Annotated in this window: 11 protein-coding genes; 7 read left to right on the top strand and 4 right to left on the bottom strand. The window is 44.1% G+C overall.

Features of this window, described 5'->3' with window-relative positions; genetic code table 11:
- Positions 1-8: 8 nt before the first annotated feature.
- The gene (locus tag BW947_RS10170) at positions 9-2,540 is read right to left on the bottom strand and encodes an Ig-like domain-containing protein (RefSeq protein ID WP_076499214.1); all 2,532 of its coding nucleotides are present in this window, start codon (positions 2,538-2,540) and stop codon (positions 9-11) included.
- Between the two features lie 28 nt (positions 2,541-2,568).
- The gene (yjgA, locus tag BW947_RS10165; RefSeq protein ID WP_076499212.1) at positions 2,569-3,105 is read right to left on the bottom strand and encodes a ribosome biogenesis factor YjgA; all 537 of its coding nucleotides are present in this window, start codon (positions 3,103-3,105) and stop codon (positions 2,569-2,571) included.
- A 230-nt stretch (positions 3,106-3,335) separates the two neighbouring features.
- Here yjgA and pmbA point away from each other — a divergent pair, with 230 nt between their 5' ends.
- Entirely contained in the window at positions 3,336-4,679 is a 1,344-nt protein-coding gene (gene pmbA, locus BW947_RS10160) for a metalloprotease PmbA (RefSeq protein WP_076499211.1), read from the top strand.
- Between the two features lie 399 nt (positions 4,680-5,078).
- On the opposite strand, the gene BW947_RS10155 is transcribed toward pmbA, so the two are convergent.
- Positions 5,079-7,202 (bottom strand): TonB-dependent receptor, encoded by a 2,124-nt coding sequence (locus BW947_RS10155; protein WP_083948175.1) that lies wholly within the window; start codon positions 7,200-7,202, stop codon positions 5,079-5,081.
- A 243-nt stretch (positions 7,203-7,445) separates the two neighbouring features.
- Between BW947_RS10155 and BW947_RS10150 the strand changes: the two genes are divergently transcribed.
- Together BW947_RS10150 and fumC are read left to right on the top strand one after the other, a co-directional pair.
- Positions 7,446-7,685: a ribosome alternative rescue factor ArfA gene (locus BW947_RS10150; RefSeq protein WP_076499201.1), complete on the top strand. Its 240-nt coding sequence runs from the start codon at positions 7,446-7,448 to the stop codon at positions 7,683-7,685.
- A 211-nt stretch (positions 7,686-7,896) separates the two neighbouring features.
- Positions 7,897-9,300 carry a class II fumarate hydratase gene (fumC, locus tag BW947_RS10145; protein ID WP_076499198.1) on the top strand — a complete coding sequence of 468 codons (1,404 nt, stop codon included), beginning with the start codon at positions 7,897-7,899 and terminating at the stop codon, positions 9,298-9,300.
- Positions 9,301-9,510: 210 nt separating this feature from the next.
- Here fumC and rimO read toward each other — a convergent pair whose 3' ends face one another.
- A complete protein-coding gene (gene rimO / locus BW947_RS10140) occupies positions 9,511-10,929 on the bottom strand; it encodes a 30S ribosomal protein S12 methylthiotransferase RimO (RefSeq protein ID WP_076499195.1) in 1,419 nt (472 codons plus the stop codon).
- Positions 10,930-11,290: 361 nt separating this feature from the next.
- Here rimO and BW947_RS10135 point away from each other — a divergent pair, with 361 nt between their 5' ends.
- The 4 genes from BW947_RS10135 (at position 11,291) to BW947_RS10120 (ending at position 14,927) form a co-directional block, all read left to right on the top strand.
- Positions 11,291-12,004 (top strand): oxidative stress defense protein, encoded by a 714-nt coding sequence (locus tag BW947_RS10135; RefSeq protein ID WP_076499193.1) that lies wholly within the window; start codon positions 11,291-11,293, stop codon positions 12,002-12,004.
- Between the two features lie 196 nt (positions 12,005-12,200).
- Positions 12,201-12,977, top strand: coding sequence for an EAL domain-containing protein (locus tag BW947_RS10130; RefSeq protein WP_076499191.1), 777 nt, complete (start codon positions 12,201-12,203; stop codon positions 12,975-12,977).
- A 157-nt stretch (positions 12,978-13,134) separates the two neighbouring features.
- Positions 13,135-13,938, top strand: a complete 804-nt coding sequence (locus BW947_RS10125; protein ID WP_076499189.1) for a class I SAM-dependent DNA methyltransferase — start codon at positions 13,135-13,137, stop codon at positions 13,936-13,938.
- 410 nt (positions 13,939-14,348) lie between these two features.
- Positions 14,349-14,927, top strand: coding sequence for a porin family protein (locus tag BW947_RS10120; protein ID WP_076499187.1), 579 nt, complete (start codon positions 14,349-14,351; stop codon positions 14,925-14,927).
- Positions 14,928-15,023 lie beyond the last annotated feature (96 nt).

Below are 15,023 nucleotides of genomic sequence, written 5' to 3'. Positions count from 1 at the left end.
GCAGCTTGCTATAGCAAGCTGACGTCAAATTTTAACTCTGATGTGTTACCACTAGGTGTTTTAACCGTGATCAATACTTGGCTATTCATTGGCAGTGCATTTTTTTCAAGAGAGAAACTCGTGGTAGCTGCATCGGCTTTATTGGTTTTGCTCACAGTAAATGGGTTATAGACGAGCTTACCTTCCGTTACTGTTACGCCAAGGGTGGTTGCTGATGGCATAATTTGATCGGCATCATCATAAAATTGAACGGTGAATTTACTACTTACCCCTGCGTTAATAGGTTTGATTGCGCTGAGATTATCCAGAATATTTTGCCCTTTACGGTCTTCATATACTTTCACGCCATCTTGCCAGAGAGTGAAGTATGCCTTTGAGCCCGACATGACCATGACTACCGCTTTGCGTACATAGGTTTTATTGGCTTGATTTAAACCACATAAATTTTCGACACATTGGGGGCCATTAAAAAGACCATCGGCGCCGGAATAAGTGACGGCAGCAAGATTATCAAAATAAGGTTCACCTGAGTCGTAGGCAAAGTTTTCGTTATCATCCCGAAAAGCGGTTGGTAAATCGCTAAAGCCGGAACTGTGGAACGTCTCAATATCTAAGCCGTTGCCACTACAGCTAACAGCTGCCCCATCTTGTAAACACGCCTTTATGATTGCGGTGCCATCGGCGGCATCAAATTGGTTGTTACCGTTAGTATCGAAGAAGGTTTCGTGACCTAAAGCATAGGCTAAAATGGTTATGCGGTGATCTGTGACTCTAGGGTTAGATGATGTCCAATTTACGCTACAGGCACCATCTAGGGTTAAGCAGCTAGGCTCTATTTGGCCACCTTCAGTAGTGAAGTTGACGGTGGTATCATTTGGCGCTGGGTTACCGAAACTATCTGAAAGTCTTGCTATAACTGTGACTTTTTCTCCGTCAATACTAGCAGCCTCAGGATTGGGATTACTGCTCGATAGGCTAAATCCAAGCTGTTGCGGTAAGCCAGTATTGATTGTCAGTTGCTCCGATTGACTAGTAATAACCTCTTTAGTATCGGCATCAACGGCTGTGGCAACCACGCGCACAGGTGTGGGCACAGTGCCCGATAACACGCGCACACTTGTGATGCCTTGGGAGTTAGTTTGGCCTTGTGCATTAGCGGTGCCATTAGCAAAACTTAAGCCGCCAACAACGGTATCAAGTTCAAAACTCACCTTTTGTTGCGCTGCAGGTTGTCCATTAGCACTGGTGACTTTAAAGCTGACTAAAGAGGATTCGTTTGAACCTGTGCCGCCCGCACCTTTGATACGAATTTGCTTAGGCTCAGCTGATTCAAAACTTAAGCTAGCAAGCGTTTGGCGTTGCAAGGTAAACGGGAAACTCGCCGTGAGTGTTTGATTGCCCACCACTGTTGTGGCAATAATCTGGTCGCTACGTTCACTATTACCACTACATTTCGTGTCTTGGAAAGTTGAACTGGCATTACCCGATAAGGTGGTCACTGGCGTATCAAGGGTCGCACTATTGTTGCTGGTGCAATCAGAGCTAAAACTAATAGAAGAAGGGGATTGTACTCGCGTAATGGTGCCATCATTAGCCACTAACACTAAACTTGCGTTCACGCCAAAACTGCCTCCGGCGCTAACCTTGTAAGTGCCATTAGTATCGGCTGTTAAGGTGCTTGCCAAGGTGTTTTCATTGAATACTGTGCCATTGAACGAGCCGAGTTTCAGCGTACCTTCTTGATTGACCGCATCTTTACTCAATACTTCATACAAACTGCTGGTTTGCAGTGATTGACCTTGATAGTCAGCGGTTACCGTTAAGGTGTTTGCCCCTAATTCAGTCGCACTTGGCGTGTAGGTCACCTGCGCAATGCCTTGGGTGTCGGTCAATGTACTGGCTGGATTAAGCGCTGCTGAACCTGCAGTAAACGTGACTTTAACGCCGTCGATGCCGTTACTTGCGCTATCGAGCAATATGGCTTGCAGTTGCACTGACTCGTCGACTTTAAAACGAGTCACTAAAGCTGAGTTGTTTAAAATACTGGCGCTGAGTTTAGGTGTTGCTGGAATTGGAGAGGTGCCATCAACAGTAGTTAAAAACTCAAAATTACGTGTAGCTGTTAGCGCCGTTGTGGAATCATTTGGGGTTGTCGTTGCAGTAATTGTCCCTGCATTGACAAGTAAATCAGGATTACTAATGATAATAATGGCTTCACCGTTATTATCGGTTAGTTTGCTACTCGGTGTTAATACACCAAGGTCTGTCGTAAAGTCGACTTTCTGATTACTGACGGTGGCGGAGCCTTTTTTTAACTTCGCGACGGCACAAAACTTTGTCTCTTTAGGAAAGCTTTGGCGTGACGTAAAACTAGCGCATTCAGTACCTGATAAGGTTGTAAAGTCGATAGACAGTTTATAGATACCGTCAGTGGCATCTGTACCACCGTTATCTTCGTCCGCAGGGCCATTACAGGCCCCAAGTCCAAATAGTCCAATAAAAAGCAAAGCTAGGCTACATAATGTTTTGCTAAGTCGCATAAGCAACATCCTTGTGAGCTGAAGTCGATTAGTCTTGAATTTCGCCGCGTAGGTATTTAAACAGTTCTTTAGATGATTTTGAATCGGTACCTTTAGCGAGTTCCTTGGTGGCTTGACGCACCAAAGTACGCAATTTTTGTCTATCTAATTGCGGATAATGCTCGACTACGGTTTGAATTTCTTCGTCACCTTGGGTCAGTAAGCGTTCACGCATTTTTTCGAACATTTGTAACTTAGCTGTCTCGTTGTTGTTTTTATTCAACACGATAGCGAGTGACGCTTTAATTGGTTCGATATCAAAATTACGCATCAACTTGCCGATATACTGCATGTGGCGACGATAAGCCTCAGTATTGACCTTGATTTTACGCGTTTGCAGAATAGCGTCGTACAAAAACTCATCCAGCTCGATTTTATCTAGCTGAGTCTTGCTCAGTGAAACAAGCTCCATACCGACTTTTTGCACGGCTTCGCTATCACGCTTGTCCGTTGTTTTGCTGCTGACATAATCTTCATCGATGTCGTAGGGCTGTTTAAAATGTTCTGAATCACCAACAATCTTCATATAGATAAAACCTCAAGTAATATACTGGCTAATAATAACATCCCCAGCTAAAAATCGCCTAGGTGAATGTGCTGATTCCGAGATTGCTGCCCGTTTTCTGTTAGACACTACGTTTTCAGCTATTTTCAGTGCAGCCACCTTATTGGCTGCGGGTTAGCACGAATAATTAATGTGAATGGGATTTGTGTTTGTTATGCTACGACCATTGCCGACAACGAAAGAGTAGCTTTGTGTCTTTAAATCGAATCGATAGTGAATTAGGCGCGCTGAAAGATGCGGTGGCCGTGGCGCTGGAATATGCCAATAAATTAGGAACGAACGCTGCCGAAGTGGCGATCAGTAAACAGCAAGGTTTGTCGGTTTCTACCCGTTTAAAAGAAATCGAAACCGTTGAATTTAATAAAGATGGTGCATTAGGGATTACGGTTTACCGCGATGGTTGCAAAGGCAGCTCATCGACGTCAGATTTGAGCCCTGAGGCGATTGCCTTAGCGGTAAAAGCGGCCGATGATATTGCCCGTTATACTTCGCCCGATCCTTTCAGTGGTCTTGCCGACAAAGCATTAATGGCAACGAAGATCCGCGATCTACAACTATATTATCCAGAAGATATTTCCCCTGATGAGTTAGCGCAACTGGCCATTCGCGCCGAAACTGCGGCGCTTGATGCCGATCCGCGTATCAATAATTCTGACGGCGCCAGCGCCAATGCCCATACGTCGGTTAAAGTGTACGGTAATAGCCATGGTTTTTTGAACGGCTATTGCAGCTCGCGTTATAGTTTGAGCTGTAGCGTTATTGGTGAAGACAGTGACGGCAATATGCAACGGGATTACGATTACACTATCGCCCGTAAATTCAGCGAGATGCTTGCACCTGAAACCGTAGGCTTAAAAACTGCCGAGAAAACCGTCAGTCGTCTTGGCGCCCGTAAAATCGCCACAACTCGCTTACCGATTTTATTAGCCCCAGATATTGCAACAGGCTTAATCGGTCACTTTATCGGCGCGATCAGTGGCGGCAGTATTTATCGTAAATCCAGTTTCTTACTGGACTCTATCAATACTCAAATATTCCCTGATTGGTTTAATATCGAAGAACAGCCGCATTTACTCGGCGCTCTAGCGAGTGCGAACTACGATAGCGAAGGCGTGGCGACTCAAGACAGACGTATTATCGACCGTGGTATGTTAGAAACCTATTTGCTGACTAGCTATTCGGCGCGCAAGTTAGGTTTAACTAATACAGGCCATGCGGGTGGGATCTATAACTGGACACTCGCCCATACGGGCCAAACCTTTGACGAATTGGTAAAAAACATGGGCACAGGCTTGATTGTGACCGAAGTTATGGGCCAAGGCGTTAATATGGTGACGGGCGATTATTCTCGCGGCGCTGCAGGTTTTTACGTCGAAAATGGTGAGATCCAATATCCAGTTGAAGAGATCACTATTGCGGGCAACTTGAAAGAGATGTTCCGCGGTGTGCAAGCCGTGAGTAAGGATTTTGATCTGCGCTCATCGATTCGTACCGGTGGTATTTTGTTATCTGAGATGAAAATCGCGGGTAACTAATGGGTATTGTTTTAGATAGCGTTTAGCTAATTTTAGCGACTGATTGTGAATGCGTTTAGCGCATAAAAAAGGGCAAGCGATGAGTTATTTCATCTGCTTGCCCTTTTTTGTGGCTTAAGGATTAATCAGTTAGCTTATACCAATCGTATTAAATATCTGTTCATTCAGCGGGAGTTCAACGCGCTTTAGACAAGGCGAAGGCTTGAAGGCATAGTGGTGCTCTGTCGAAAGCCTTAAACGCAGTATAAAGCGCGTTGAAACCCGCCCTTTGGGAGCCTCACAGGCATCCCACTCCCGTGTTGCATTGACTTAAAAGGGAATACCATTTCTGCGTCAATGCGCCTCGGATTGAAATGCCTGTGAGGCTCTGAACTGATTAGATATTTAATGTGGTTGGTATTAAAACACATAGCTTGCGCTGAGCTCGAATGAGCGGCCAGCCCCTGCAATTTGGTTAAAGCCATTGCTGTTATCGACATTAAACTCGGCAATGCTGACACCGCCCAGTGGTAACTCATAGTCGCTGTTGAGCAGGTTATTGACCGCGAAGCTGACGCTAAAATCTTGCCATTTCATACTGCTGCTCAAATTAATCAATGAGTAGCTGTCGGTTTCATTTTCGAGGCGGCGGTCATCGATACGATCTTTATTCGCCACCCATTGCCATGAAAGGCGGTTTTCCCATTGACCTAACTGATGTTGCAGCGCCAGCTCAGTTTGCAAGGGTTTGATTTGGTATAAAGGCTCATTGCCTTTATCTCGTTCACCGCGGGTCACATTTACGTTGCCTGCAACTTGCCAGTTGCCGCCGCTCGTTTCAGCAAATAGATAAAGTGCGTTGAACTTAGCGCCATAAAGATTGGCATCGAGGTTGGTAAACTTAAGCAGATTACGTTTATCTGTTGGTGTATTGCTATTAAAGCTGCCGATCACTTCTGCATCAACATAATCGGTGACGGCGGTATACCAAGCCGTGGTAGAGGCTTGCCAACGATCGCCATTATATTTATAGGCTGCGCTTAGTGTATGGGCTGTTTCAGGCTTAAGATCTGCATTACCCACATAACCATTACCATCGCCATACCAACCGATCATCTTGGTCGCCATAGCACCAAGACCCCAACTGTAGCGTTCGTACAAATTGGGTGTACGATTTTTACGAGCTAAGCCGAACTCGAGTTGTTGATTAGTCGATAATTGGTAGCGGGCCAGCAAGGTGGCATCAATAAGATTATCATCACGTTTTCTGTCCATCGCATTAAAGGCCTGTGCCGCTGCGGCATCCATATTAGGCATGCCCATCATCGGCGTTTGGCTATAGGCTTGGACCTCACCGGTGTTGGTGGTGACATACTCGTAGCGAATGCCCGCCGATAACCACCAGTTTGCACTCATATCTTGCTGCCATTCGCCATAAACGGCGGCGCGGCGGCGTTCACCATCGTTGATATTGATATAGTCATTAGGCGCCATCATAGTGCCCGGCACCGCAGGCCAAACATCATTCAGTTGATAAAGATAGAATTCTTGGCCGACTAATAACGTGCTGTTATCGCCCATTGGCAAGCGCCAGTGCAATTGATAGCTGTAGTCGTCACCCTCAGTGTTCATTGGCATTTTGCCGATTTTTTCTGGGGTGAAAAAGCCCATTTCGTGCTTCACACCATGCCAGTTGAATTGGGCACTGAACTCACCGTCATCGTCGAGTTTGAGTTGATAGCGGGCGAGGGCACCGTAACTCTTATTATCTGTCATATCCATGTATTGGTTCGGAAAACCTTGAAATGGAATATATTGGTGTGTCAGTTTGATGGCTAACTCTTGCGTATCATCACGCCATGCTGCGGTCAGCGCATGGTTTTGGGCGCGGTACAGCGTGTCTAACACTTTGTCGCCATTGCCATCTTTATAACTGTTGGCATCTTCATAGGCGCCTTGATAACTAAGGCTGACATTTTTGCTGGCCACCGTCGCTTGGGCACCGAGTAACAAGGCGTCACTCACGCTGCGATATCCTGTTGAAATATCGCCGCTATTCCACTTAATTGTCTCGCTTTCACCAAACTTAGGATTCAGGCTACTAACCTTAATCACGCCTGCAATATTGTCGCCACCGGCACTAACGGGTGATACGCCCGCAATCACTTCCGCTGTGGTGATTTGATTGGCTGAGATATAAGAAAGCGGTGGATTCATTTGGTTTGCACAAGAAGCGGTGATGTCTGCGCCATCAACGAGCACTTTGATACGATCGCCCATCATGCCATTGAGAATAGGCAAGGCTGATACACCTCCCGCTTCAGAGAAATCTACCCCTTGCCCTTTGAGTAAATTTTCAGCTGAACCGAGTGCATTACGGTTTGCGATCGTTTGGCCATGGACTGTTAAGCGTTCAATATTAGCTAATTCGCTAGCGTCAGCCATCGCGTGCGGCATAGATACTAAGCCCATCGCCATCGCGACAGATGAATACAGTATTGACGTTTTAAAGGGATGGGATAAACGCGAGAAATATACAGCCATGTGATGACCTTTCATTGATTAGGATTCATTGTACGGCATTATAATCAACCCCTTAGGATTGTAGGTGCGACATATTGTCGCAGAGATAGCATCAAGGGGAACGATGGCGGGAATGTTAAGTCGCGTACGATATTTTTAGGTTGGGAGTTGGGGCTCTATACATATCCCCATATTGGGCTATAGTGGCCTAGTTAACCAAGTGGCTTATTATTTCAACCGTTCTACGTCATCTTTGGAGGTGCAATGAACAAGCAAAATACGGTGGTCGTGACCATAGAACACGATAGTGGACGAGGCAAAATTGCCGACAATGCCTTAAAAGCATTGGTGACTAGCCCTCTGTTTCGGACTCGAACCGAGAGAGCGAAAAAGGGCAAAGGGTCATACGACCGTAAAGACAAGGCATTTAAAATGAGTAACCGAAAGGGGCATCAGCACAAGGGCGATGCCCCTTTTGACTTTCTAGGTTTGAGTTTTTGTTAGTCTGTTTTTTATCGGTTTAACTCATTGTTCTATACCCCGCTAATTCTGCCCGTTTATGCTATTTCGCCAATCTCAACTTCCGTCTTTACACTTAAATCAGCCTTATGCTTGATAGTCGTCTTTCTTCGGACTCATTAGTTTGGAATGAACTGGTACTTTTGCCTTGAGCGAGTATGGTTAATCACAGAGGTTTTTCGTAAAGGAGAGATGCATGTCAGCGCAATATCGAATCGAGCACGACACTATGGGCGAGGTAAAAGTCCCTGCAGATTGCTACTGGGGCGCGCAGACCGAGCGTTCGCGGCAGCATTTTCGTATTGGTGCTAGCGCATCTATGCCGATTGAAGTAATCCATGCGTTTGGTTACTTGAAAAAAGCCGCCGCTATCACTAATCAACAGTTGGGCACCTTAACAGCGGATAAAGCGCAACTGATTGCTAAAGTGTGTGATGAGTTAATTGCTGGTGAGCTAGATACACAATTTCCCTTAGTGATTTGGCAAACGGGCTCCGGCACGCAAACCAATATGAACGTCAATGAAGTGATTGCCTATCGCGGTCATGTGCTCAGCGGCGGGCAACTCAGCGATGCGGTCAAATACTTACACCCCAATGACGATGTTAACCGCTCACAATCCTCTAATGATACTTTTCCTACTGCTATGCATATTGCTGCCTATCGCCAAGCGGTTGAGCTCGTTTTGCCCTGCATGACGTTATTGCAGCAGAGCTTGCAGGATAAGGCTGATGAGTTTGCATCTATCGTTAAAATTGGCCGTACACATTTTATGGATGCAACACCGTTAACCTTAGGCCAAGAATTTTCGGGTTACGCGGCGCAGTTAAGTCACGCTATCGAAGCTATTAAGCACAGTCTTAAGCGCGTAGCCGAGTTAGCCTTAGGCGCGACTGCCGTGGGTACTGGGCTAAACACGCATAAGGATTACGCGGTTAAGGTGGCTGGCAATATCGCAAAACTCACAGGCTTACCGTTAGTGACTGCGCCAAATAAGTTTGCCGCGCTTGCCGCTCACGATGAATTGGTTGCGCTGTCGGCGGCCTATAAAGTCGCTGCGGTCAGTTTAATGAAAATTGCAAATGATATTAGGATGTTAGGTTCTGGCCCGCGCTGCGGCATCGGTGAGTTATTACTGCCTGAAAATGAACCGGGTTCGTCTATTATGCCGGGAAAAGTGAATCCGACTCAGGTCGAGGTCATGACTATGGTGTGCGCGCAAATTATGGGTAACGACGTTGCCGTCGGTATTGGCGGCAGTAATGGTCAGTTTGAGCTCAACGTGTTTAAGCCGATGATTATTGCTAATGTGCTGCAATCGGGGCGCTTATTGGGCGATGCCTGCCAGTCATTTAACGAACATTGCGTGGTCGGCATAGTGGCGAATGAGCCGCAGATTGCTCAGCATGTGGAAAATTCGCTGATGTTAGTTACGGCGCTCAATCAACACATTGGTTATGAAAAAGCCGCTAAGATAGCCAAAAAAGCCCATGTTGAGCACAAAACATTGCGCCAAGCGGCATTAGAGCTTGAGTTGGTGACCGCAGAAGAGTTCACGCTTTGGGTCGATGCGAATAAAATGCTAGGGCCAGATGCTTGATGTCTAATACTTCAAGTCTCAGGCATCAAATCATAGGGTTTAAATCATAGGGTTCAAATCATAGGATTAGGCGCTGATATAAATGCAGATCTAGAAACTGATTAAAGGCATTCGGAACATTAGTGCGTAAACTGTATTGAATTATAAAAAACAAAAAGCGAACCTGTGGTTCGCTTTTTTAGTAATCGCATGTCTTATATTAAGACTGGCTTAGTCTTGGGTATCAGCGTCTACCACTTCAGCCCACAGATCGTGCTCATCTGAGTGAGTAATGCGCGCACGCACTAACATACCGGCCTCAAGCTCAGTTTCACCATTGATAAACACCATGCCGTCGATTTCTGGTGCGTCGGCAAAGCTGCGACCAATGGCGCCTTCTTCGTCTACATCATCAATCAAAATGTCTAAGGTACGGCCAATGAAACGGGCTAAACGCTCGGCGCTGATTTCAGCTTGGACTTCCATAAATCTGTGGTATCTGTCTTCTTTCACTTCTTCGCTGATAAGCTCGGCGATGGTGTTGGCGACAGCGCCATCGACTTCTGAATACTTAAAGCAACCAACGCGATCCAGACGTGCTTCTTTTAAGAAATCGAGTAGGATTTGGAAATCTTCTTCAGTTTCACCTGGGAAGCCAACAATGAACGTTGAGCGGATCACTAAGTCTGGGCAGATTTCGCGCCAGCGTTGAATCGCTTCTAATTGACGGTCAACACGGCCTGGACGCTTCATCATCTTCAGGATACGTGGGCTTGCATGCTGCATTGGAATATCCAAATACGGCAGGATTAAACCTTCCGCCATCAGCGGGATCAAATCGTCAACCCAAGGGTATGGGTAGATATAATGCAAACGCACCCAAGCGCCCATTTTACCAAGGTGGCGAGCTAGGCTAGTAATGTCTTGCTTAACGGGCATACCGTTCCAAAAATCGGTACGACCACCTTTGTCTTTGCCGTAGGCCGAAGTGTCTTGGCTCACAACGAGAATTTCTTGTACGCCAGATTCCACTAAACGTTTGGCTTCATCTAAGATGCTGCCCGCTGGGCGGCTATCTAAGTCACCACGCAGTGAAGGAATAATGCAGAAAGTACAACGGTTGTCGCAGCCTTCTGAAATCTTCAAATAAGCGTAATGCTTAGGCGTTAACTTAACCCCAGTTTGTGGGATTAATGATGTAAAAGGATTGTGTTCTGGCTTAGGCACATACTTATGAACATGCTTTAACACGGCTTCGTAGCTGTGTGGTCCAGTGATTTCTAATACATCTGGATGCACTTCACGGATTTGGTTTTCTTTAGCGCCAAGACAGCCAGTTACAATCACTTTGCCGTTTTCTTCTAGGGCTTCACGTATCGCATCAAGGGACTCTTCAACCGCAGCATCAATAAAGCCGCAGGTATTGACGATAACCAGATCGGCATTGTCATAAGTATTAGTCACTTCGTAGCCGTCGATGCGTAATTGAGTCAGAATTCGCTCAGAATCCACGAGGTTTTTTGGGCAACCCAAAGATATGAAACCAATGCGATTTCCAGTAGCAACAGCATTAGTGCTGGCAGCTTCTAATGTTTTTACTGGGATATCAAGCGTGGTTGTTTGCTTGGGTTTAAAAGTTTGAACTGTCATGGTTTCTCGCTGAGGTTTAAAGCAACCTTAAAAAAGTTGGCGGATTATACCTGAAGTGATTAAAAGGTACAGTAAATTTGGCTGAAAAGTGTACAGTTGAAAGGCGAGTATATGAAGTCGTCTTTAGCCCTATTTTGTTTATGGATATAAGAATAAGCGCTAGTGCAGCATCGCAGCGTTGGGGCGCACTAAAAAATATAAATGTTTTTTATCAATATTTGTTATAAACATTAACCCTTTTGATTTTGCCCTGCGTTTATAGGGAAGTATCAGGATTAACGGTGAAGGTTGGTATCCGGTTTCTTGTTTTCGCTATCCCATGTTAACGCTGGGATTTTAGATATTATTTTTGGAGTCAGTGATGAAACAATCCTTTTTAGCAATATTCGTGGCCGGTAGTTTATTTTCTAGCATGCTGATAGCTCCCGCTGTACTGGCAGCAGAAGTTGATTTTCCACACATTGAAACGCTGGGCGTCAGTCAAATTCAAGTCGAACCCGATATGGCCGATTTGACGGTAGAAGTGGCGGTTACTGAAAAAACCGCCAAAGCCGCTAAGGATAATTCTGATGCCGCCGTGGCGAAGTTTATCGCTCGGCTTACTGCAGCGGGTGTGACTAAAGATCAAATTCAGAGTGCCAACTTAAATCTACAACCACAATACATATATGTGCAGGATAAAGGGCCTGAACTGTCGGGTTACACTGCCAGTCGCCAAATTACCGTGACAATAACAGACTTAAGTCGACTGAATACTATTTTAGACTCAGCCTTAGAAGAGGGTATGAATCGGGTAAATAATATTGCTCTAAAGTCGAGTAAAGAAGCTGAATATGTTGCCAAGGCTCGCCAAGCTGCGATTGTTGATGCTAAACAAAAAGCCGAGTCTTTGGCTAAAGGCTTTGGGGAAAGTCTCGGTAAAATTTGGCAAATCCGTTATTACGATCAACGTCCTGTGCAACCTGTCATGTTGCGTATGAATGCTAAAGCTGAAGCCATGGGGACGACTGAGAGTTATCAATACGGTCAAGTGAGCATTGAAGATAGAGTTGAAGTGATTTATAAACTGAAATAGTAAATAAAGAACGGTTATTGATATGGGCGAACCACGTAGGTTTGCCCTATCTCATTTACTTAGTTTTCAAGCTTGATTTGTAGATGTTTTTATTAATTTTTTATTTGTCAGTTAAATTGCAATGATGGAGTATAAAACTGGCAAAATTAACAATTTATCCTCACACTAACTAGCTGCCATATTAAGGAGACCGTTTATGGATTTTCCCGCACGTATAAAACAACAAACTTGTATGGATTGCTTAAGTGGCAAGTCGCTAGGATTTGAAATTAGAATGGCATTCCAGCCCATTATTCATTGGCCGAGCCGGCAGATTAGTGGCTATGAAGCCCTTGTTAGAGGCCCTGATGGGCAGGGCGCTGCATGGGTATTTGAACGAATTAATGACGACAATAAATATTATTTTGATCAGGCTTGCCGCGTTAAAGCGATAGAAACGGCTTCAAGGCTGGGGCTCGATAAGATGCTCAGTATCAATTTTTTGCCCAATGCGGTCTATAACCCTGAAACTTGTATCCGCGCGACCATTGAAGCCGCTGATATGTATGGCTTTGATATCCGAAAAATCATGTTTGAAGTGATTGAAGGCGAGCAAATCGTTGACCTTAATAAATTAATCCGTATTTTTGAAAGTTATGCCAAGCGTGGGTTTATTACGGCTATTGATGATTTTGGCAGTGGTTATGCAGATATCAGTTGGCTGGAAGCCTTACGTCCACACGTATTAAAATTGGATATGAATTTGATCCGCGACATTCATTTAGAACCCGCTAAACAGCTAGTCGTCGATGATATTTTACGCATGTGCCTTGAGCAGAACACCACGGTATTAGCTGAAGGCATTGAGATTGAAGCTGAACTTAATTATCTCGCTGCCATAGGGATTGAATATTTTCAAGGTTACTACTTTGCTAAACCGCAACTTGAGCATCTGAGTACTTTTGCTGAACTCAACTTTCATGCGCTAACGTAAAATGCGCTAGCTCTACTGTAGCGGGGCGCTTAAGTTAAGATTTATTCTATCACCGCGACTTGTGCAGTAACCGTAGATGGGCAATTGGTTGTTTCTGATGTGGTCGAACTGATATATCATGCGCCACCTAAAATTGCCCCGTGAATGTTCCGCTACTATGTCTTCTAACGCGCTCTATACCGATTTATCCGCTTATTACGATTTAATGTGCAGTGATATCAACTATCAACAGCAGAGTGCTAGCATTCATCGTTTACAACAATTCTTAGGTAATAATGGTCTTCAGCACCTTGATTTAGCCTGTGGCACGGGGTCGCATGTACGACATTTTATCGACTTTGGTTACCAATGTAGTGGTTTAGATATCAATCAGCCTATGCTTGATATGGCGATGCGCCATTGTCCTGAAGCACAGTTTAACCTCCAAGATATGACCGCTTTTCACCTTGAACAGCGCGTCGACCTAATTACCTGTTTTTTATATTCTATCCATTACAGCCAAAGTATTGAGCGCCTTAAAAGTTGTATTGCCAGTGTACACAGTGCGCTTAACGACGGTGGTTTATTCTGTTTTAACAGCGTTGATAAACACAAAATCGATAACACCACTTCGGTTAAGCATTTTACCGAGTTTGAAGCTCATCACTTTGCTTTTGAGTCAGGCTGGCATTATGGCGGTGAAGGCGAACAACAGCTTTTAAAATTGAATATTGCCAAAAGTCGCCAACCGTTTATGGCTAGTCTAGCAGACGCTTTACCACTATTTGATACACCAGATGCAGGTTTGCAAGAGATAGAACTATGGCAAGATCAACATACCATGGTCGCCACCAGTTTTACTGAGTTACAGCAATTGTTAGCCCCTTATTTTGACGTACATATTTTTGAACATGATTATGAAAAAATTGTGCCGTGGGATTGTGTATCCGGTAATGCATTATTTGTTTGCGTGAAGATTTAATCTTTTGTTGAAGGTTTGGTAACTGGACATAGCTTGCTCGTCAGTTAAATAAAGAGTTATGCCTATTTATCATTTATATTATTTCATTTTATTAATATAAATGATAAATAATATCGTTAAATGTAGCTTATTTGTTGTGTCTTTATTTTTCCTCGGAAATAGTTACAAATACATAGGCAATAAATACATTTAGACAGCGTTTAGTCGTGATAGAGTTATATGAATATGAGACTAATATAGGTCTTGGTAAGTGTTTCCTATTTAATTTGCATTAGATGTTTTTTACTCTAATTGGTTGATTTCAATTGTTTTTGGTTTGACTGTTCTTGTTTGTAAACATTAGTTAATTAAGTTTGGCATTACTCTTGTATTGTATCTAGCGTATTTAAATAATTAACTAGGAGTTCTTTATGAAAAATAACATTTTAACTTTAGCAGCTGTGATTTCTTTAGCCTCTTTTAGTGCATATTCTCATGCTGATAACATGAGCAACAGTGATGCCGCAGAAAACGGAATCTATGTCGGCGCTAACTACGGTTATTTAAAAGTCGATGGCGATGATGATTTTGATGATAATAGTGATGTAATGCAGGGGCTTGTTGGTTATAAGTTTAATAAATATCTTGCCCTTGAAGGTAGTTACATTAACTTTGGTGACTATGGTAATGGTGTAGCAAATGCCGAAACCGATGGTTATACGGCAGCTATTAAAGTTATGCTTCCGATTGCTGACCGAGTAGAGCTATATGCTAAAGGTGGTCAGTTATGGTATTCGACAGATTATGACGTCGTCGGTTTTTCTGGTAATGACGATGGCGAAGGTGTATTCGCCGGTGCCGGTGTGGCATTTAAAGTCACAGATCGATTTTTAATTAATGCTGAGTACACTTGGTATGATGCAGATATTAATGTTGATAATGTCGCCAATGGCGGAAAAACCGATACAGACTTTAATCAAGCCAGTATCGGTGTTGAATATCGTTTCTAATTAGTATTTTGTAATATTTATAGTTCAAGTGCTAATTATTAAGGCGTGACACTTAAAGTGTCACGCCTTTTTATTTTATTGTAAATTTTAGTTGGT

The organism is Shewanella morhuae (genome assembly GCF_900156405.1).
Classification (GTDB): Bacteria; Pseudomonadota; Gammaproteobacteria; order Enterobacterales; family Shewanellaceae; genus Shewanella; species Shewanella morhuae.
Note: the sequence above shows the minus strand (reverse complement) of the source record. Positions and strands in the feature narration are given on the sequence as shown.

Excerpts from the sequence above, each read along its gene's own strand:
- BW947_RS10170 (WP_076499214.1), bottom strand. The coding sequence starts at position 2,540 with ATGCGACTTAGCAAAACATTATGTAGCCTAGCTTTGCTTTTTATTGGA.
- yjgA (WP_076499212.1), bottom strand. The coding sequence starts at position 3,105 with ATGAAGATTGTTGGTGATTCAGAACATTTTAAACAGCCCTACGACATC.
- BW947_RS10155 (WP_083948175.1), bottom strand. The coding sequence starts at position 7,202 with ATGGCTGTATATTTCTCGCGTTTATCCCATCCCTTTAAAACGTCAATA.
- BW947_RS10150 (WP_076499201.1), top strand. The coding sequence starts at position 7,446 with ATGAACAAGCAAAATACGGTGGTCGTGACCATAGAACACGATAGTGGA.
- fumC (WP_076499198.1), top strand. The coding sequence starts at position 7,897 with ATGTCAGCGCAATATCGAATCGAGCACGACACTATGGGCGAGGTAAAA.
- rimO (WP_076499195.1), bottom strand. The coding sequence starts at position 10,929 with ATGACAGTTCAAACTTTTAAACCCAAGCAAACAACCACGCTTGATATC.
- BW947_RS10135 (WP_076499193.1), top strand. The coding sequence starts at position 11,291 with ATGAAACAATCCTTTTTAGCAATATTCGTGGCCGGTAGTTTATTTTCT.
- BW947_RS10130 (WP_076499191.1), top strand. The coding sequence starts at position 12,201 with ATGGATTTTCCCGCACGTATAAAACAACAAACTTGTATGGATTGCTTA.
- BW947_RS10125 (WP_076499189.1), top strand. The coding sequence starts at position 13,135 with ATGTCTTCTAACGCGCTCTATACCGATTTATCCGCTTATTACGATTTA.
- BW947_RS10120 (WP_076499187.1), top strand. The coding sequence starts at position 14,349 with ATGAAAAATAACATTTTAACTTTAGCAGCTGTGATTTCTTTAGCCTCT.